The following is a 17,974-nucleotide window of genomic DNA, read 5'->3' as shown; positions in this document are numbered from 1 at the left end:
AATTTGTTCGAGCCAGCCGAATGCAGAAACTTCTTCAAAGCTGCCGGATATGAGGCCAATTAATCGCGACACGCTTTTTAAAAGCAGGCGCCGCGCTAAATTCTTCGCCCGCCTTTAAGAATGGGCAGATGGGTGGCTGATATCGGCGGCGCGATGATCGCTTGTCGACGGTACACGCCGAAATCTGACGGTCGGGCCCCGTGAAGAGCTTCGGGCGCCGGCAGGCGTACGAAAAGTCCCCGAGGAAGGAAAGAGTCCACCGAATGCCGCACCTATTTTCGCTGTCGTGCGCGGCGGGGGAGCATCGAACCCTAGTCTAGGCCAAGACGGGTTGACGGCCACCGATCCGGCATTATGGCGCAAACGCCGCGGGACAGCAGCATGTTGCATAACTCGGCCGACGGTCTTTTTGCTTGAGTACCAAAAAATTTACATGAATTAGTAATGACTAATACAGAATGCGCTCCTATTTTATTGGCAAGGACATATGCTGAGAGTTCGAGCCGGGTACATCCGGTTCCGCCTCGATAGAAGGTACAGATTGCCAAGGCACGCAGCTGCTGCTGGACGCAAGCCGAAGACGGCGGCGACGCAAAGGATTGGGGCTCACTCGGGGGGGATCGGTTGCGTGCTGTGCTTCAGGACCCTTCTCTCTCCAGGTGCCAGTGATGGAAGATAGTGAGCGGACTCATACTGAACCGGAGGCGAGCTCTTGGACCGGACGCAACAGGCGTCTCGACCCATCGCGCCTGCCGAAGACGGTGAGCTATACCACGCGCGACAATTATGGCGACGTGACCTTCACGCTCAACCAGCGTGGCGTGGTGGTCCGACGCATGCAGGATTCAAGCAGCCTACCGACAATCATTGCTCTTCCCGCTAAGCTTTTCCGCGGCGTGGCCGCCTGCGCGATGGTGTATCCGGACGGAAAAATCACATCGGAGCTCAAGCTTCTGCACAATGATCCGACCCTGACGGTGCCGCTACTGGTGTCTGACGAGCTCGAGCTTGTTGCCGCCGACTGGCGTGCCTGGGCCGATGCCTACCGTCTGCCTATGCTTCTGCTTGGCACCGACGGCGTTGCCCGCACGCTTGAGGAAACGCTCGGCGCCATCAACGCGTCCTTACCACAGCGACCGCAACATGGGCCGCGTCTCGACCATGCGCCCAGGCTTTCTAATGCTGGCCTGATGAACAAACTGACGTCATTAGGGGATATTGGTCGATTGTTGGATCGGAAGTGATGTGACAAGTGTCTCGTGCACTTGGTCTGTATCCGCGCTGGTCTTCGTCGCCCGGGTGCCCCGACCCGCTATGCGACCGTTTCGAGCCTTTGCCCTGGTCACCCGCGCAAAAATCCCGGGCGATTTTGGCCAGCAACGATACGGTGGAAGACCCACAGAATTGCTGGGCAAACCAAGAGCATGAGGGCGCCGAAGTCGAGCGCGGCGCTCGCGGAGCCGAGCGACGTGGAAAGCTTTCCGCCGATCGCGGACCCAACCGGGCTTCCAGCATAGAAAGCCGTATAGAATATTCCCATTCCGATCGCCCGCGTCTTCGGCTCGAGCACGCGCGCGGTGAGACTCATGATGGCGCCGGCAGGCAGGCCGCAAACGGTCCCGACGGCAATGACGGCAGGAAGCACCTGGCCGCTTCGCGACAGGAGAACCGTCAGCAGCGCAAAGCCAATGCAGCCTGCGACAATGATAGCTTCGCCGCGCTTGGTCAGATCAGCGAGCAAGCCTCCTATGGGAACCGAAAGCGCCGTGAGCCAGAGGACGATGCTGATCGTTGATCCCGCTGCAGCCAAGGACCAGCCTCGCTCGACGAGCATCGTTGGCCCGAAACTAAAGATCATCACCAAACCGAGATTGTAGAGACACCAGATCGAGCTAGCGGCAATCACTGCATAGATCGTTTCCGAGGTCACACTGCCTCGTTCGCCTTCAACGGAGACGACCGCCTCCTGTGCGCGATAGAAAAACGCCATCAGGCCGAGGCCGATCAGGATCCACTCTGCGACGGCGAGGTTGACGGCATGAAGGCCGAATTTCGCTCCGATCCATGGCAAGAGCATGAGCGAGATCGCGATGCCCACCGGCCACGAGTTGACGAAAATGGCCATCGCGGTTGCGATTTCGCGGCCGGCAAACCAGTCGGCGACCATCTTGGTCATCAGAACACTCAGGAGAATGCCGCCAGTGCCCGCAATCAATCGGCCTGCGATTTGCACACTCCATGATGCCGATGCAGCCATCAGCAATTCGCCTGCCAGCATCGCCAGGAGTGCGGCGAGAACCGTCGCCTTGTCGCCATAGCGGCGTCCGATGGTGCCAGCGGGGAAGGCGAGCAGGACGCCCGGCGCAAAATAGACTCCGATAAGGATGCCGATGTCGGCCAGGCTGGCCCCGAGACCTTCGCTAAGCTGCGGCGCTACGGCCCCCACGCTGCCGAACTGGAAGGCGAAGGCGGCACGAGCGACGAACAAGACAGCAAGAATGGTCCAGCGGCTTGGCACTTGAATCCTCCCCTTGGGACTGACGATCAGCGCATGGCTTTCACCAATGCCTCGCGTCCTTAGTAGTCCTCTTCGTCATGCTTCAACGTTTGCAGTTCATGTCGCCCAGCGGCCCAGGCAAGCCCCTCTTCTAACCGGTCGTCCCCCCAGAATGTTTCGCCATCCACGACGAAGGCCGGGGAGCCGAAAATGCCATAGCTGCGCGCCGCGTCCGTCTCCGCCTTGAGACGCTCATGGGCTCGGGCGCCGTCGGCCTTGGCAATCACATCGTCGACGTCCTGACCGAGGGGAGCCAGCACATGCCCCAGATGGGCGCGGCTGCCCAGTCCCATGCCTTCCAGGTACCAGGCCCTGAAGCTTGCGACGGTGTAGACCTCGCACCAGCCCTCTTCTGCCGCCACCATGGCGACCCGGTTGGCCAGAAGGTCTGGATCGGTCGGCCAGATGGGAGTCCTGACGTAAGGAACGCCGTGCGTCGCCGCACGCCGCTCCACATCACGCCACATGTACTTTACCTTTGCCGCCTGGGTGCGAAGGGCAATGTTGTTCTCGGCCATCACGGTGCGGACATTGAAGGGGCGCCATCGAACGGCAACGCCCGACTGTTTTGCCATAGCGTCAATACGCATCACCGACAGATATGCGTAGCCGCTGCCGAAGAAATAGAAGAAGTCGATCTGCTTCATTCCCCTCCGCCTCCGCGGCCGCGCCAAATCGGCAACAAACCTATTCCTCAGTCGGTGCTGTTAAGGCTGCACATGCGTATCAGCCATGACCCGTCGGCCTGTCGCTCGAAGACGTCGACCGACGTACCGTTTCCGACCTCCAAGCCCTCGGTATACGTCGCCAGGCACCAAGCCAGGTCACCGGATCTGCCCGCATGTATCACTTTCATTTTCTTGTCGGTCGCCTCGCTGTGCCCGTTCGTCCAGGTTGCGTGAAGAGCTTCGATTGCGTCGCGGCCTCTAGCCGGAGGCGCGTAGGGCGAATGTAATTCGGCATCGACCGTAAACATCGAGCCGCATGTATTGGTGTCGCCGGCACGATAGGCAGCCACATAGGCATTCCAGAAAGCCTGCAATTCCTCGTGGGTCGACATCGGAAGCCCTCTGGGCGCGAGATCGCTATGTTAGCGATTTCTTAGGTATGCGACAATCCTCACATGCGAGGCGGTTGCGGGTCGGCCGCTGCCATCTGCCACCCAAAGATGGTCTGCGGTCGAACTCTTCTTGTAAACCAGGACACATGATCGCGTCTCAGGAAGTGGTGTAGCTGACGGCGCTGGTCGCCGCGCTCTCCGGCAGGAAGCCGGGCTGATCAGCGCGCCACGGCTGGCAGGCTGATGAGCGGATCATCGCTCATCTGGCTGATGGTCTCAAGGGTCATGTATCGGGCCCGCTGCACGGCCCATTCATCGTTCTGCTCGAGTAGCAGCGCGCCGACGAGGCGGACGATGGCGTTGTCGTTCAGGAAGATGCCGATCACGTCGGTTCGGCGCTTGATCTCGCCGTTGAGACGCTCGATCGGATTCGTGCTGTGAAGCTTGGCCCGATGCTCCTTGGGGAAAGTCATGTAGGCGAGTACGTCGGGCTCGGCGTCGTCCATGATGGTGGCGAGCTTGGGCACCTTGGGCCGGATCTGGTCGGCGACGGCGCGCCATTGCCTGCTTGCGGCCTCCGGCGTCTCCTGGACAAAGGCGGTGGCGATGAAGGCCGAGACGACACGGCGGCCGCTCTTGCCGGCGTGCGCCAGCACGTTCCTCATGAAGTGAACCCGGCAGCGCTGCCATGTGGCTGAGAGCACCTTGGTCACGGCGGCCTTCAGACCCTCATGGGCATCGGAGACGACCAGCTTGACCCCGCGCAGCCCGCGGCGCGTCAGCTTGCGCAGGAACTCCGTCCAGATCGGCTCGGCCTCCGAGGTGCCGACCTCCATGCCGAGAACTTCGCGGCGGCCGTCTGCGTTGACGCCGACGGCGATGATGACGGCGACCGAGACGATGCGGCCGCCGCGGCGCACCTTCAAGTAGGTGGCATCGATCCAGATGTAGGGCCAGTCGCCCTTGATCGGCCGCTCGAGGAAGGCCTTCACTTTGCCGTCGATCTCCTCGCACAGCCGGCTGACCTGGCTCTTGGAAATACCGCTCATGCCCATGGCCTTGACCATGCCCTGCTTGATGGCGCGGCCAGCACTGAAAGAGCCCTGCTCCGCCAGAGAACTGCTCGCTGGCACGCGCCGCTTGCGGATTTGCTCGATCGTCGCCGCATCGAACATGCCGGTGTCGGGGCGTAGAATGCGCCGTGGCGCAGCACGACGCCTTCGGGTGCCGCAGAGGTGGCAACGCTGTGTTCCAGATAACGGATCGCATCGAGCGTGCGGCGCTGGCAGGCTTGGAAACCGAGCACGCCCTGCCGGAGCCAGTGGAAGACGCTGCCGCTCATCAACGGCAAGCCGCCTGTGCACAACGGCCAGAAATTTGTTCATGCCAGAGGCAAGGCCCGATTCGTTTCCACCGCATAGGCGATCCGCGCCGTCCAAACACTGATGGCAAGGCTGCAAGGTTTCCGACCACGAGTTGGAGGAAATATTGGCGGCAGCATGCATCATTCAACGTGCCCCGCCGTGTTCGGCGCAAGACAGCCGATAGCGCAACATGTGCTCGCTGGCATTTGCGGGATGTGTTCCTTATTTAATCGGACCGCCATGGGTGGAGGTCAATTGGATCATCGGTTCTGAAATAGGATCGTCTCGGCAGCGATGAAACCCCATGTCAGGTTAGGGCCAAGGGTCGTGCCGGCTCCCACGGCACGCGTGCCAATGGGGTTGGCCATGGCGAGCCCTGCCGCATAGAGGCCCGAAATGATCGAGCCGTCCGATCTCAACACCTGTGCGCGTTCATTGGTGCGGGCGCCGCCCTTGGTGCCCAGAATCGAGCGATTGATCGTCATGCCGACATAGGGGGGCTTGTCGATGGCCTTCAGCCGACCCTCGGGGCTGTGGGCCTTGTATTCCTCCCAGCCGTTCTCACCGCGGTGGAAATCCGTGTCACGCCCCTTGGCGCAGAGGCCGTTCCAACGGGCGATCGTCTCCTCGAGCGCCGCTGGCGGCAGCCCGAGCTTGGTGGCAAGGCCAGCAATCGTATCGGCCTTCTTGACCCAGTCGCGCTCGTAGGATGCGTACCAGCGGAAAGGCAGCGACGTCTTCATGAACCGGTGATCGCCAACGAGATAGCAGGGCAGATTGACGGGGGCGCCATCGGGCTCGCGCGCATCGATCGCCTCGCCGATGTTAAAGTCGTTTTCGCTGATGAAGCGCCTTCCCTCGCGATTGACCACGATCGAATGCGGCTCTGCCTGGAAAGTCATGGGTAAGCCATGCGGCTGGCCCTGGTAACGCGTCGGTAGGCAGGGATAGACGTTTGCCTGATCCATGCGGTCCAAGTGCGCGCCAACGGAAGCTGCGAGTTTCTGGCCGTCGCCTTCGTTGCCGCGCGGGCTTCCGATCCGGTCGAATGCACCGGGAAAATGGCGTTTACGCATCTCGGCGTCCCATTCGAAGCCACCAGTGGCGATCACCACGCCGCGGCGTGCCAGGATCGTCATCCGTCGGCCTGAGCTCTCCACTTCCGCGCCGATGATGCGCGAGTCTGGGTCCTGGAGCAGGGTGATGGCGCGTGTTCCGAGCCGGAAGGTGACGCCGGCATCGAGGCAGCCCCTGATGAGCCCGGTCATGAGCGCGGTACCTTGTCCACCTGAATTCGTCAGCCATCGCCAAAGGAGCCTCGGCCAGAGCTTGAAGCCGGCCCGGATGGGGTGGTGATAGAGATCCAGGTCGACCACTTCCTGGTAGGTGAAGCTGTGCGGCAAGGTGGAACGGCGCAGTCGGGCCGCGAACCGGCCCAGGATCCGGCGGCTGAGCGGTCTGGGCGAGAGCATGCGGCCGTAGAGCTTGCCGCCCGGCGCTTCGGCAAATGGGTCCGGCTCGTTGATCAGGCGGAAGTCGAGCGGCGTGTTGATTGACAGGAAGCGCAGCATGTCCGGTGCGGCCTTTGCGAATGCGCTCCAGAGCGCATCTTCCTTCTGCTCCCACCCTTCGGGCGCGACCGCACGCAGATAGGCGAGCGCATCCTCGCGGCTGTCGGCGATGCCGACTTCGGCCGCGACATGATTGGCGGGTATCCAGACCCCGGCCCCGGACATGGCCGAGGTGCCGCCCAGCCATTCGCTCTTTTCGATGACGAGCACCTTGAGGTCGCCCTTGGCGGCCCGCAGCGCCGCCGAGCAGGCCGCCGATCCTGAACCGATCACCAGAACGTCGTACTCGCCCATCGGCATTCCCCTGCCATGATCATCACGGCACTATAGAGACAGGAAATTTAATCTGTCTACTATTGTGTCGACACTTTTTGCGCTGTACCCTCTCTTGGTCAGCAGCGTGCCCCGCACGACCTTCGCAGCTCCTTTCGAGAGGCAGAGCCATGGACGACACCCGCCTTCAACCCGCTCCGACAGGCATCCATGTTTCCGGATCTGAATCCCGCGAAAGCTACTGGCAGCCGGTACCGGCAAACGGCCATATCGACGTGGCGTTGGCGCCGCATGTCGTCGGCATGGAGCACCCTTTCGCATTGGGCACGCAATCGGTCGCGCCAGGCGGCTATGTGCGCGAGCACACGCATGACCGAAACGAGGAGACGGTCTATGTCATCGAAGGCCATGGCCGTGCCGTCATCGACGGCAAAGAATATCCGCTGATCCCGGACAGCGTGGTGTTCCTGCCGAAAAATGTCAGGCACATGTTCATCAACGATGGCGAGACGCGGCTGCGCTGGATCTGGCTGATCGTGCCCAATGGTCTGGAGGACTTCTTCCGCCTGATCGGCAAACCGCGCAAGCCAGGCGAGCGCGTGCCGTCCAACTTTCCGCGTCCGGAAAACGTGCTGGAGATCGAGCGCAAGACGGTGTTCGGGGCTGATCTCGCCGACAAGTTCGATCCCACGAAACAGACCTCCTGAAGCAGGCCAGGATGCTGATGATTGGGCTCATCGGCTACGGTGCGATCGCGCACGAGATCGTCCGCGCCTTCCCGCCGGATGCGGTTCGCTGGGTGGTGCTGTTGCGCGAAGGCGCCAGCCGGGCATTGCCGGCACATGTCAGCGCGGTGACGCGGCTTGACGCATTGATCGACGCACGCCCCACGGCGGTGGTGGAGGCGGCGAGCCAGCAAGCGGTGGCCGCCTGCGTGCCCGCGCTTCTTGAAGCCGGCATCCCGGCCATCATCGCTTCGGTGGGCGCGCTGTCCGATCCGGCGCTTGCCGCCCGACTGACTGATGCCGCACGCATCGGAGGCGCGCGCCTGGTCTTGCCGTCGGGCGCCCTGGGAGGCCTAGACTATTTGCGGGCGATAGCGGTACTTCCCGATGCGCGCGTCCGCTGTACCTCGCGCAAGCCGCCGGCCGCCTGGGCGGCGGAGCTGGCTTCCGCCGGCCATTCAGCCGACAATGGCGCCATAACCCTCTTCGAGGGCACGCCCACCGAGGCGGTAAGGCGCTATCCAAAAAACCTCAATGCGGCTTTCGCCGTGGCGCTGGCGGCGGGCGCCGACAAGGTGACGGTGCGTGTGGTTGCCGATCCGGCGGCTTGCGGCAACACCCACGAAATCGAAGTCGAGAGTGCCGCCGGCACCGCCTCCTTCCATCTCGTCAACGCGCCCTCGCCCGACAATCCCAAGACTTCGGCGCTCACCGCGCTCAGCCTCGTCGCAGCCCTTCGCGAATTGCTCGAACGGGAAGGCCATCACTGATGCCCTTCTTCGCCGCCGCCGATGGTTGCCGCATCCACTACGAGACGTTCGGCGGCCATGGCCCGCGCCTGATCCTCATCCCCGGGCTCGGCGGTGATGGGAGGTTCTGGGCCGGCGTCGTTCGGCTGCTCGATGCCCACCATCGCATCATCGTCACCGACCATCGCGGCGCGGGTCGCAGCGATCGCCCGAACAGCCTCTATTCCATTCCCCTGATCGCCAGCGACATTGCCGGCCTGCTGGCGCAGACGGGCGGTCTCGCTCATATTGTCGGGCATTCGACCGGTGGCGCCATCGCGCAGGTGCTGGCGCTCGATCATGCCGAGATCGGCTTGAGCTATACGATCAGCAGCTCCTGGGCGCGGGCCGACGTCCGCTTCCGCACGCTCTTTGGCGCCCGTGCCGAACTGCTTGATGCCGGCATGGCCGAAACCTTTCAGCGCCTTGGCCATGTGCTGTGCCACGAACCGTCCTACCTCGAGACACATGCCGGGCAACTCGACGCGGCGGTCGCAGGCGCCCCGCATACGCTGGCGCCACTCGCCGTGGCCGCGGCGCGCGTGCGCATGCTGCTCAACCACGATCGCCTTGCCGACCTGCCGCGCATCGCCGCCCCGGTGCAGGTGATTGCGGCCGCTTGCGATATCCTGACGCCGCCCGCCCTTTCGCAGGCTATCGCCAGGGCAATACCGGGTGCCGACCATGTAACTGTTCCCGGCGCGCATTTTCATCCTCTCGCCGATCCCGAGGGTTTTGCCGTCATCCTTCGCCGGTTCATCGCCGGAGCCGAGAGCAAATATCATGACCGCTGAAATTGCCGCCGCTCTCATCGATCCGCGGCTGAAGCCGGGCGCCGACCTCCTCGCCGAAGGGCGCGCCATGGCGCGCGACTGGCGACTCGGCAACTGCCTCTTCCTCACCGAAACCGGAATGCCTTCGGAGGCCGCCTGGAAGCGCAAGGCAGCGACCGAGAAGCGCGTCATGCAGCACGCCCATATCGGCTTCAGAAGCGTCGACCGCACCATCGCGGCGATCGGGGAGGTGCACGGGCAATGCCGCAAGGCTGGTGTGACGGTCGACCGTTTCGGCATCACCCTCGACTGGTCGATGGGCTATCCGCAAGCCATGCGCGCCAAGGCGGCGCGCGGCACCGGCATCGTGCTCACCGGTCCCGAGGATTTTGCGCGCATCACCAATGCCGCACCCGCCGCCGCGCATTTCGGCGACTTCATGCTCGGCCTGCCGGGTGCGCTGGAAAACACCCGCTCGGCCATCGCCGCCGGGGCGACGGCGGTCGGCAATCTGGGGCAGTATTTCACTTTCCGGCTGCCCTATTGGGACGACGATGTGGTGACCACCGAGACGACCGTCACCGCGCTCGGCCTGATCGCCGCGCAGGATGCCGAGATCCTCGTGCATTCCAATCTCGACGACGGATTTGCCGGACTGTTTATCGACATGGCCTGCGCGCTGGGCATGGTGCTGATCGAAAAGCATATCGTCGAGGGGCTGATCGGGGCGCGCCTCGCCCATTGCTACGGCCACCATTTCAGCGATCCGCTGTCGCGCACCGCCTTCCATGCCGCGCTGGTGCGGGTCAACGACACGCCGGGCACCATGATCTTCGGTAACACCGTCTCCTACCAATCGACCCCAGCGGGCAACTACGCCAGCCTGGCAAGCTATCTCCTGGCCGACATACTGGCGGTCGGTCGGTGGCCGTCCGGCCATGCGATCAATCCCGTGCCGGTGACCGAGAATCAGCGCATTCCCGATGTCGACGAGATCATCGATGCGCAGACCTTCGCACACCGGCTGACACTGCACGCCCCTTTCTACGACCCGGTCTTCGACTGGACCAAGGCGGAGGCAATGGCCGATGTGCTGGTCGAAGGCGGACGCCGTTTTGCCGACACCGTCATGAAGGGGCTGGCCGAGCGGGGGGTGGATACCGAAGACCCGGCCGCGCTGATGCTCGCCATCCGCCGCATGGGACCGAAGCGCCTGGAGGATCTTTTCGGCCCGGGCGCGGCAAGCGGACGCGGACGCACGCCACTGATCCATGCCGAATGGGCCCGCGAGCTCAACCACAAGGCGGCAGACTGGGTTTCGACGCAGACACCGTTGGCAAGCCGAGAACCCCTAATCGTCTGCATCGGTACGACCGATGTGCACGAGCACGGCAAGTATCTCGTCGAGCAGGCGCTGGCTGGCCTGGGCGTTGCCATTGCCGATGCCGGCGTGGCCGTCGATCCCGAAGCGCTTGTCGCCCACGCGGCTGAGACCGGGGCCAATGCCATCGCCGTCAGCACCTACAATGGCGTGGCGCTTCGTTACGCGCAGGCGGTGAAGGCAGCGATGTCGGCGCGCGGACTTGTCCTGTCGGTGCTTATCGGCGGAAGGCTGAACGAAGTGCCGAAGGACTCCAATTCCGGCCTGCCGGTGGATGTGACCGAGGACATCGCAAAGCTTGGCTGCGTGCCATGCGCCGATCTCGATGCGATGCTCGGTGCCCTGCGCTCCATCCCGAGCGGCCGGTGACGTCCGCCATGGTCCAGACGGGCGCGCATCTCACCAGGCCGTCATGCCGCCATCGACAGTCAGGATCGAGCCGGTCGCAAAGGAGGATTCGTCGCTGGCAAGCCACAGGATCGCCTGCGCGATCTCGACCGGCTGGGCGACGCGGTTCATCGGCGCGCGTGCATTCAACGCCGTAACGAAGCCCTGGGGGTCGGAATGGGTTTCGAGAATCTTGTCGAAATAGCTCGACCAGGTAGTCCCGGGCGCCACGGCATTGACGCGAATCTTCTCCGCCGCGTGGTCGAGCGCCATGGCGCGTGTCAGCGCCGCGACGCCGCCCTTCGATGCGACATAGGCCGCGCGATCGGCAATCCCGACATGGGCGACGTTGGAGGCGGTGTTCACGATCGCGCCGCCGCCGCCCGCGGCCATGACCGGAACGGCATATTTGGAGCAGAGGAAAACGCCCTTGAGGTTGACGGCCATCAGCGCGTCCCAGTCTTGCGCCGCGCTGGTGACGACGGAGCCGCGTATGCCGTAGCCGGCATTGTTGACGAGCACGTCTATGCGCCCGAACGCCTCCTGCGCGCACGCCACCATGGCCATGACGGAACTCTCGTCCGAGACATCGGCCTCCATCGCCAGCTGACCCGTTCTGTGCGCAACATCTCGTGCTTTGGCGCCGTCCCGGTCAACGACCAGGACACGCGCGCCCTGTTGCGCGAACAGTTCCGCCACGGCCGCGCCGATGCCGGCTCCCGCGCCTGTCACGATCGCCATCTTGTCCTTCAAACGCATTGTTGATCCTGTTTTCCAGATTGTTTCGTCTCCATCTTGCAGAACCCCTTGCAAAGTGTCGACACTTTTGTATTTAATTTCGGCACGAGATCGGAGATATCAGTGAAAAACACTCCTTCCGTCGAACAGCACCTGGAAATCTATCGCCGCATGCTGCTGGTGCGGCATCTGGAAGAGAGCCTTGGCGCGCTCCACAAGGAAGGACGCACGCGCGGTCCGATCCATCGCTGCGACGGCCAGGAAGCTGTCGGTGTCGCGGCAACGGCGGTGCTGGAGGCGGGTGACAAGGTCGCCACCACCCATCGCGGCCACGCTGTCTATATCGGCAAGGGCATGGCCATGCGTCCCGTGGTCGCCGAAATCCTCGGCCGCGCCACCGGCGCCTGCGGCGGGCGCGCCGGCCACATGCTGATCGCCGATGCCGAGAAGGGCGTCATCGGCGGCAATGCCATTGTCGGCGCGGGCATCCCGGCGGCAACCGGCATGGCGCTTTCCATGCAGATCCTCGGCACCGGCAATGTCGCCATGTGCATCTTCGGCGACGGCGCCGCCCAGACCGGCATCTGCCACGAGGCGATGAACATGGCCGGGCTGTGGAAGCTGCCCGTCGTCTTCGTGCTTGAGCACAACCAGTTCGGCCTGACCGTCCCGTCCGACGTTCAGTCGCCGGTCAAAGATCTGTCGATCCGCGCCGCCGGCTACGCGATGCCGGCCGAGATCGTCGACGGCAACGATGCTGTCGCTGTCTACCGCGCCGTGTCAGCCATGACCGAGCGTGCCCGGCGCGGCGAAGGCCCTGGCATGGTCGAATGCAAGACCTATCGCATCGAAGGCTTTTCCACCTCCGACATGGGCGGCTACCAGAAGCCGCAGGACATAGCCGCCTGGAAGGCACGCGACCCGCTGCTGGTTTCGCGCAAGGCACTTCTTGGCGATGTCGACGAGACCAAGCTCGCCGACATCGAGGCGGCGGCCAAGGCCGAGGTGGCCGAGGCCTTCGAGACCGCGCTGTCGGATCCCCTGCCGGAATTTTCCGTCGACGAAGCCTGCAATCCCTACAGCGGAGCGCACTGACATGGCCATGATGCGGTACGCCGAGGCGCTCAACGCGGCGCTGCGCGAAGAGATGCAGGCCGATCCTTCCGTCTTCCTCTTCGGCGAAGACATCGGCCGCTATGGCGGCGTCTTCAAGGTGACAAAGGGGCTGATGGAGGAGTTCGGCGAGACGCGCGTGCGCGACACGCCGATCTCCGAACAGGCGATGACCGCCATGGCGGTGACCGCGGCCATGACCGGCACCCGTCCGGTGCTGGAAATCATGTATGCGGACTTCATACCGCTGACGCTCGATGCCCTGGTCAACCAGGCCTCGATCTACAACTACATCTGGAACGGCCAGGTGAAGATGCCTTTCGTGCTGCGCACGCAGGGCGGCGGCGGCGCCGGTGCCGGCGCGCAGCACTCCAAGGCGCTCGATTCCATGCTTGCCCACATCCCCGGCATCAAGGTCGTCGCGCCTTCAACGCCCGCCGACGCCAAGGGCATGCTGAAGGCCGCGATCCGCGACGACCAGCCGGTGGTCTTCCTCGAACACAAGCTGCTCTACAACATTCGCGGCGAGGTGCCGGACGGCGATGTGACTGTGCCGCTCGGCAAGGCCGCAACCATGCGCGAGGGCAACGACATTTCGATCTTCGCCACCTCCAAGATGGTGGTCGAGGCGTTGAAGGCCGCCGACATCTTGGCCGCTGACGGCGTTTCGGCCGAAATCGTCGACCTGCGGTCGCTGCGCCCGCTCGATGTCGACGCCATCGTCGCCTCCATCTCGAAAACGCACCATGCCGTGGTGGTCAACGAAGGCTGGCGCTTCTGCGGCTACGCCGCCGAGCTTTCGGCAACGATCATGGACCACGCCTTTGACGAGCTCGATGCACCGGTCGCACGCGTCACCCTGCCGGACATGCCGATCCCCTACTCCGAACCGCTGGAAACGGCGATGCTGCCGAATGCCGAAAAGATCCGCACCGCCGCGCTGAAGACGCTGAAGTGACGGAGGCAGCGATGACAACCCATCCGATCACGATCGACAGCGCCGGCGGCGAATACATGGAAGCCGTGCTCGTGATCGCCTGGGCGGTGAAGCCAGGCGATCCGGTCAAGGCCGGTGATCTGGTCGTCACCGTCGAGACGGCCAAGGCCGCGACCGAAATCGAAGCCGACCGCGACGGCTGGCTGGCTGACATCTTCTTCGCCGAAGGACAGGAAGCGCCGGTGGGCGCCGTGCTCGGCACGATCGCGGACGAGAAGCCGATGGCTGGCCAGCCGGCCTCGCCTGGGCCGGCGATAGCAGCCGCCACGGCAGCCAATCCGCGCGAGCTTGTGGCTGACGAAGCCTCTTCCTCCATCCGGCAGCCCGGCAGCCGCCTGATCGCCAGCCCGCTTGCCCGGCGGCTTGCCGCGGCGGCCGGGCTCGACCTTGCCGCTATTTCGGGAAGCGGGCCGCGCGGACGCATCAAGAAACGCGACATCGATGCCGCCCTTGCCGCTCGCACGAACGAACAGGATGCCGCGGTCCAACGGACGCCGGCCCCGGGTCGGACATCGTCTGTTGCCGCGCCGATGGTGGCCAGACAAGCCATGCTGGTGGTTTTCATCCATGGCTTCGGGGCGGATCGCTCCGTGTGGCGGCAGGTCGTTCCGCTGCTCGGATCGGGGATCGAGACAATCAGCCTCGACCTGCCCGGCCACGGCGGTGAAGCCACCACGACGGCGAGCAGCATCGAAGAGATCGCTTTCCTCCTTTCCGACCGGCTGGAGGAAATGGGCGTGGGCAATGCCCATCTCGTCGGCCATTCGCTCGGCGGCGCCACGGCTCTCGCGCTCACTCGGCTTGGCCGCCTTGCGGTCCGCTCCGTCACGCTTCTCGCTCCCGGCGGGCTCGGCCCCGAGATCAATGCGGGCTTCATTGCCGGGCTCGCCCGCGCAACAACCGTCCAGGCGCTGGAGCGGTGGCTGGCGGCCATGGTCGGCGACCCCTCGGCTTTGCCGGGCGGCTACGCGCAGGCCGCGCTGCGGCAGATCGAAAAGACCGGCAATCGCGAAACGCTAGTGGCAATGGCCGAAAGCCTGTTCCCCGACGGCACGCAAGGCTTCGATCTTGGCGGCGCGCTCGCGGAACTCGCCGTCCCGACGCGGCTCATCTGGGGCAGGCTCGACCGCATCATTCCGGCCGCCCACGCGGCCCGCGCGCCAGGCTTTGCCGCCGTCCATCTTCTCGATGGCATCGGCCATGTCGCGCAGATTGAGGCGCCGGCGCTCACGGCCCGGCTGATAACCGAGACGGTGCGAAGCGCCGGCTGAGCCGGCAGCCGCGGAAGGCAGACAGACCATTTTGACCGGCGCCGGGGCGCCGGAGCAGATGCCAGAAGGAGTGCCAGAGATGATCTTCGACCACCGCATTTATACCGCCCGCCCGAACAAGCTGTCGCATTTCCTCACTCTCTACGAGGAGGTCGGCCTGCCGATGCAGCGGCATTATCTGGGCGAGCCCTTCGGCTTCTTCCAGACGCATATCGGCGACCTCTCGCGCACCGTGCATCTGTGGAAATATGACAGCCTTGCCGACCGGGAAGAGCGGCGCGACCGCATGGAGGCCGATCCCGAATGGCAGGCCTACCGGCGCAAGGTAATCGAGACCGACTATCTGCTCGACATGCGCAACCAGATCCTCAAGCCCGTTTCGTTCTTCAATCCGGGAAAATAAGATGGACCTGATTTTCTCGGCCGAGGGGCAAAGCTGGCCGCTGCGGCTCAGCGGCCATGCCGACCGCACCCGCCGTGCCTTGCTTTCGGCGCTGCCGATGCGCCTGCAACTCCATACGCCCAAGATCGCCGGCAGCCATATCTACTGGCATGCGCCTTTCGTGGAGGATTTGGAGGGCGCCACACATGTGCTCGCCGCGAGCGCCGGCGCCTTCATCTACTGGCCGGTGCGGCAGTTCCTCGAAATCACCTTCGCGCCGCTTCAGGCGGAGAATGCCGAGATCACCATTCTCGGCCATCTTGACGCACCGGTGGAAGGCATTGCCGAACTCGCCGCGACACTGAAGCGGGACCAGGGCCGACGCATTCTGGAAGGCACGCTGGTTCAATCGGATGGCGGCGCACCCGAGCCGTCGGCGCCGTCGCCGCTCCCGCAAGATATCATCGCCGCGAGCAAGGCGTTGTGGGCGGCTTGTCCCGCCGATATCGGCAATGTCACCGCGTCCCGTGCGATCATGCACCCGGCCGGTCCCGTTTTCACGGCGGAGTCGGAAGCGCGGGTGCTGCACGAGTTACTGTGGTGGATCCGCGCGGCGCGCGGCAGGGACGAGGCCGTGCGGCGGCAGACGGCCGCGCTCGCGCTCAACAAGACCGGCACCCGCCTGCGCGACTTCTGCCACATGGAAGAAACGCCGGCTCTGCTTTTCCGGCTCGAGGCGGCGATGGGCGACGGCCATTCCTTCGATGCCCTGATCGACGAGGCAATCCTGGTCGCCGGCCGGATCGGAGCCTGGCTCGATCTCCTGATCCCATGGAACGACCTCAACGAGGCTTTTCGCGCCGCGCTTGATGGCAGAAAGGCCAGCTGATGGAAAAGCTGACTATCGGCATTGTCGGCTTCGGCGTGATCGGTCAGCGCTGGGCGGCTTGCTTTGCCCATGCCGGTCATGCGGTTCGCGTATTCGATCCCACGGAGCGGCGCGAGACGGCATTCATCGAGGTGCTGCCCGCCCTCATGGCCGACCTCGAGGCGCTGAAGGGCCCGTCGCCGGCGCCCGGTGCGCTCCGTCTTTTCCCGACGCTCGCCGAGACGCTCGAAAGCGTCGGCTTCGTGCAGGAAAACGGCCCGGAAAACCTCCCACTCAAGCGTCGGCTGCTCGCCGAAATCGAAGACCATGTCAGTGACGAAGTCATCATCGCCTCCTCCTCCTCGGCGCTGCTGGTGTCCGAAATGCAGGCCGAGTGCCGCCTGCCCGGCCGCATCGTGCTCGGTCATCCCTTCAACCCGGCGCATCTGATGCCGCTGGTCGAGATCGTCGGCGGCAAGGCGACCGATCCTCAGGCGATCGCCCGGGCGCGCGCCCTCTATGAGGCGATCGGCAAGAAGCCGGTGACGCTCAACCGGGAAGTGACCGGTCATATCGCCCTGCGCCTGATGGGCGCCATGTGGCGCGAGGCGATCGCGCTGGTGCGCGACGGCATCGCCTCCGTCGAGGACGTGGATCGCGCCTTCATGTATGGGCCGGGACCGAAGTGGACGCTGCAGGGTTCGTTCATTTCCAACAGCCTCAACGCCGATGGCATCGAGGATTTCCTGCACAAATATGGCCCGACCTATCAGGCGATCTGGGACACGCTGCTCGATGCCAAGCTCGACGGCGAGACGATCCGCGCGATCACGGATTCGACGGATGCAGCCGTGGGAGAGCGCAGCCAGCGCGAACTGAAGGCGGCACGCGAGGCCGGCCTCGTCGACATTTTGAAAACGGTTACCGAACGCGGCGCGCTTTGATCATAGCGGCTTTGGAGAGCAACCATGGATTACCGCACTGCCCTTGTCACCGGCGCCTCGAAGGGCATCGGCGCGGCGATCGTCGAGAGCCTGGTGGCCGAAGGATTGACCGTCCATGCGCTGGCGCGCAGCGATGACGCGCTGCGGGTCTTGCAGCAACGGCTTGGACCCCGCGTCAAGCCGCTTGTCGCCGATGTGCGCGACCATCAGGCGATCGCCTCGGCACTCGGTTCGGCGGAAATCGATGTGCTGGTAAACAATGCCGGCGGTCTGGCCACGGTGCGTCCCCTTCAAGACCAGGGCGCCGAGGAAACAGCCGAGGTGGTGGCGCTGAACCTCACCGCGCCGCTGCAACTCATCCGCCTGTTGCTGCCTGGCATGATCGCGCGCAAGCGTGGCCACATCTTCAACCTGACCAGCACGGCGGCCGGCGCCGTGTTTCCCGGCACGACGACCTATGGCGCGGCCAAGGCCGGTCTCTCCCAGGCCGGCCGCATCCTGCGCTTCGATCTCGCTGGCACCGGCGTGCGGCTGACCGAGATCGCGCCCGGCCGTGTGAAAACGGATTTCTACCTGAAGGCCTTCGACGGCGACCGCGAGGGCCTGCGCAAGCGCATGTACAGCGAGCAGCGGCCGCTCGGCCCGGCCGATATCGCGGCCGTGCTTGTCGCAGCGCTGCGGATGCCGGACCATGTCGACATTGCCGAACTGACCGTCACGCCCAGCGAACAAGCCACCGGCGGCCACACCTACCCACCAGCCCCGCAGCGGTGACCGCGCCT

Annotated in this window: 17 protein-coding genes and 1 pseudogene; 12 read left to right on the top strand and 6 right to left on the bottom strand. The window is 64.3% G+C overall.

Annotated features, from left to right (window positions below):
- Positions 1 to 668 precede the first annotated feature (668 nt).
- Positions 669 to 1,179 (top strand): annotated as a pseudogene (locus tag LB556_RS14520) (DUF6101 family protein); the annotation flags it as partial.
- A 163-nt stretch (positions 1,180 to 1,342) separates the two neighbouring features.
- Here the strand turns inward: LB556_RS14520 and LB556_RS14515 are convergent.
- The 5 genes from LB556_RS14515 to LB556_RS14495 form a co-directional block, all read right to left on the bottom strand.
- Positions 1,343 to 2,518, bottom strand: coding sequence for an MFS transporter (locus LB556_RS14515; protein WP_224568084.1), 1,176 nt, complete (start codon positions 2,516 to 2,518; stop codon positions 1,343 to 1,345).
- 59 nt (positions 2,519 to 2,577) lie between these two features.
- Positions 2,578 to 3,204 carry a 2-hydroxychromene-2-carboxylate isomerase gene (locus tag LB556_RS14510; protein WP_224568082.1) on the bottom strand — a complete coding sequence of 209 codons (627 nt, stop codon included), beginning with the start codon at positions 3,202 to 3,204 and terminating at the stop codon, positions 2,578 to 2,580.
- Positions 3,205 to 3,251: 47 nt separating this feature from the next.
- A complete protein-coding gene (locus LB556_RS14505; RefSeq protein ID WP_224568080.1) occupies positions 3,252 to 3,617 on the bottom strand; it encodes a YybH family protein in 366 nt (121 codons plus the stop codon).
- Between the two features lie 218 nt (positions 3,618 to 3,835).
- The gene (locus tag LB556_RS14500; RefSeq protein ID WP_411908589.1) at positions 3,836 to 4,792 is read right to left on the bottom strand and encodes an IS256 family transposase; all 957 of its coding nucleotides are present in this window, start codon (positions 4,790 to 4,792) and stop codon (positions 3,836 to 3,838) included.
- 449 nt (positions 4,793 to 5,241) lie between these two features.
- Positions 5,242 to 6,846, bottom strand: a complete 1,605-nt coding sequence (locus tag LB556_RS14495) for an FAD-dependent oxidoreductase (protein WP_224568078.1) — start codon at positions 6,844 to 6,846, stop codon at positions 5,242 to 5,244.
- Positions 6,847 to 6,995: 149 nt separating this feature from the next.
- On the opposite strand from LB556_RS14495, the gene LB556_RS14490 reads away from it, so the two are divergent.
- Genes LB556_RS14490 through LB556_RS14475 form a run of 4 tightly spaced genes read left to right on the top strand, consistent with a single transcriptional unit; the run spans position 6,996 to position 10,861 of the window.
- A complete protein-coding gene (locus LB556_RS14490) occupies positions 6,996 to 7,532 on the top strand; it encodes a cupin domain-containing protein (protein ID WP_224568076.1) in 537 nt (178 codons plus the stop codon).
- 11 nt (positions 7,533 to 7,543) lie between these two features.
- Positions 7,544 to 8,320 carry an aspartate dehydrogenase gene (locus LB556_RS14485; protein WP_224568074.1) on the top strand — a complete coding sequence of 259 codons (777 nt, stop codon included), beginning with the start codon at positions 7,544 to 7,546 and terminating at the stop codon, positions 8,318 to 8,320.
- Positions 8,320 to 9,132 (top strand): alpha/beta fold hydrolase, encoded by an 813-nt coding sequence (locus LB556_RS14480; protein WP_224568072.1) that lies wholly within the window; start codon positions 8,320 to 8,322, stop codon positions 9,130 to 9,132. The genes LB556_RS14485 and LB556_RS14480 overlap by 1 nt, the downstream gene beginning before the upstream one ends.
- A complete protein-coding gene (locus tag LB556_RS14475) occupies positions 9,122 to 10,861 on the top strand; it encodes a hypothetical protein (RefSeq protein ID WP_224568070.1) in 1,740 nt (579 codons plus the stop codon). The genes LB556_RS14480 and LB556_RS14475 overlap by 11 nt, the downstream gene beginning before the upstream one ends.
- A 30-nt stretch (positions 10,862 to 10,891) precedes the next feature.
- On the opposite strand, the gene LB556_RS14470 is transcribed toward LB556_RS14475, so the two are convergent.
- Positions 10,892 to 11,638 carry an SDR family oxidoreductase gene (locus LB556_RS14470; RefSeq protein ID WP_224568069.1) on the bottom strand — a complete coding sequence of 249 codons (747 nt, stop codon included), beginning with the start codon at positions 11,636 to 11,638 and terminating at the stop codon, positions 10,892 to 10,894.
- A 102-nt stretch (positions 11,639 to 11,740) separates the two neighbouring features.
- Here LB556_RS14470 and LB556_RS14465 point away from each other — a divergent pair, with 102 nt between their 5' ends.
- The 7 genes from LB556_RS14465 to LB556_RS14435 all read left to right on the top strand — a co-directional run bounded on the left by LB556_RS14465 (position 11,741) and on the right by LB556_RS14435 (position 17,966).
- Positions 11,741 to 12,712: a thiamine pyrophosphate-dependent dehydrogenase E1 component subunit alpha gene (locus tag LB556_RS14465; protein ID WP_224568067.1), complete on the top strand. Its 972-nt coding sequence runs from the start codon at positions 11,741 to 11,743 to the stop codon at positions 12,710 to 12,712.
- A gap of 1 nt (position 12,713) precedes the next feature.
- Positions 12,714 to 13,688, top strand: a complete 975-nt coding sequence (locus LB556_RS14460; protein WP_224568065.1) for an alpha-ketoacid dehydrogenase subunit beta — start codon at positions 12,714 to 12,716, stop codon at positions 13,686 to 13,688.
- 11 nt (positions 13,689 to 13,699) lie between these two features.
- Complete coding sequence (locus LB556_RS14455; protein WP_224568063.1) at positions 13,700 to 14,998, top strand: alpha/beta fold hydrolase; 1,299 nt, start codon at positions 13,700 to 13,702, stop codon at positions 14,996 to 14,998.
- Positions 14,999 to 15,077: 79 nt separating this feature from the next.
- Entirely contained in the window at positions 15,078 to 15,401 is a 324-nt protein-coding gene (locus LB556_RS14450) for an NIPSNAP family protein (protein ID WP_172349171.1), read from the top strand.
- Between the two features lies 1 nt (position 15,402).
- Positions 15,403 to 16,269 (top strand): hypothetical protein, encoded by an 867-nt coding sequence (locus LB556_RS14445; protein WP_224568061.1) that lies wholly within the window; start codon positions 15,403 to 15,405, stop codon positions 16,267 to 16,269.
- Positions 16,269 to 17,192, top strand: coding sequence for a 3-hydroxyacyl-CoA dehydrogenase NAD-binding domain-containing protein (locus LB556_RS14440; protein WP_224568059.1), 924 nt, complete (start codon positions 16,269 to 16,271; stop codon positions 17,190 to 17,192). The genes LB556_RS14445 and LB556_RS14440 overlap by 1 nt, the downstream gene beginning before the upstream one ends.
- Positions 17,193 to 17,216: 24 nt before the next feature.
- Positions 17,217 to 17,966 (top strand): SDR family oxidoreductase, encoded by a 750-nt coding sequence (locus LB556_RS14435; protein WP_224568057.1) that lies wholly within the window; start codon positions 17,217 to 17,219, stop codon positions 17,964 to 17,966.
- The last annotated feature ends 8 nt before the right edge of the window (positions 17,967 to 17,974 follow it).

Origin of the sequence: Mesorhizobium sp. ES1-4, from assembly GCF_020164745.1 — a bacterium.
GTDB lineage: Bacteria > Pseudomonadota > Alphaproteobacteria > Rhizobiales > Rhizobiaceae > Mesorhizobium.
The sequence above is the reverse complement of the archived record's forward strand: the minus strand, read 5'-3'. Positions and strand labels throughout refer to the sequence as shown.

What these genes read in the sequence shown, in the direction of transcription:
- LB556_RS14510 (WP_224568082.1), bottom strand. Translation starts at nt 3,204, where the DNA reads ATGAAGCAGATCGACTTCTTCTATTTCTTCGGCAGCGGCTACGCATAT.
- LB556_RS14495 (WP_224568078.1), bottom strand. Translation starts at nt 6,846, where the DNA reads ATGGGCGAGTACGACGTTCTGGTGATCGGTTCAGGATCGGCGGCCTGC.
- LB556_RS14500 (WP_411908589.1), bottom strand. Translation starts at nt 4,792, where the DNA reads ATGTTCGATGCGGCGACGATCGAGCAAATCCGCAAGCGGCGCGTGCCA.
- LB556_RS14455 (WP_224568063.1), top strand. Translation starts at nt 13,700, where the DNA reads ATGACAACCCATCCGATCACGATCGACAGCGCCGGCGGCGAATACATG.
- LB556_RS14440 (WP_224568059.1), top strand. Translation starts at nt 16,269, where the DNA reads ATGGAAAAGCTGACTATCGGCATTGTCGGCTTCGGCGTGATCGGTCAG.
- LB556_RS14475 (WP_224568070.1), top strand. Translation starts at nt 9,122, where the DNA reads ATGACCGCTGAAATTGCCGCCGCTCTCATCGATCCGCGGCTGAAGCCG.
- LB556_RS14470 (WP_224568069.1), bottom strand. Translation starts at nt 11,638, where the DNA reads ATGCGTTTGAAGGACAAGATGGCGATCGTGACAGGCGCGGGAGCCGGC.
- LB556_RS14485 (WP_224568074.1), top strand. Translation starts at nt 7,544, where the DNA reads ATGCTGATGATTGGGCTCATCGGCTACGGTGCGATCGCGCACGAGATC.
- LB556_RS14480 (WP_224568072.1), top strand. Translation starts at nt 8,320, where the DNA reads ATGCCCTTCTTCGCCGCCGCCGATGGTTGCCGCATCCACTACGAGACG.
- LB556_RS14450 (WP_172349171.1), top strand. Translation starts at nt 15,078, where the DNA reads ATGATCTTCGACCACCGCATTTATACCGCCCGCCCGAACAAGCTGTCG.
- LB556_RS14490 (WP_224568076.1), top strand. Translation starts at nt 6,996, where the DNA reads ATGGACGACACCCGCCTTCAACCCGCTCCGACAGGCATCCATGTTTCC.
- LB556_RS14505 (WP_224568080.1), bottom strand. Translation starts at nt 3,617, where the DNA reads ATGTCGACCCACGAGGAATTGCAGGCTTTCTGGAATGCCTATGTGGCT.
- LB556_RS14460 (WP_224568065.1), top strand. Translation starts at nt 12,714, where the DNA reads ATGGCCATGATGCGGTACGCCGAGGCGCTCAACGCGGCGCTGCGCGAA.
- LB556_RS14445 (WP_224568061.1), top strand. Translation starts at nt 15,403, where the DNA reads ATGGACCTGATTTTCTCGGCCGAGGGGCAAAGCTGGCCGCTGCGGCTC.
- LB556_RS14435 (WP_224568057.1), top strand. Translation starts at nt 17,217, where the DNA reads ATGGATTACCGCACTGCCCTTGTCACCGGCGCCTCGAAGGGCATCGGC.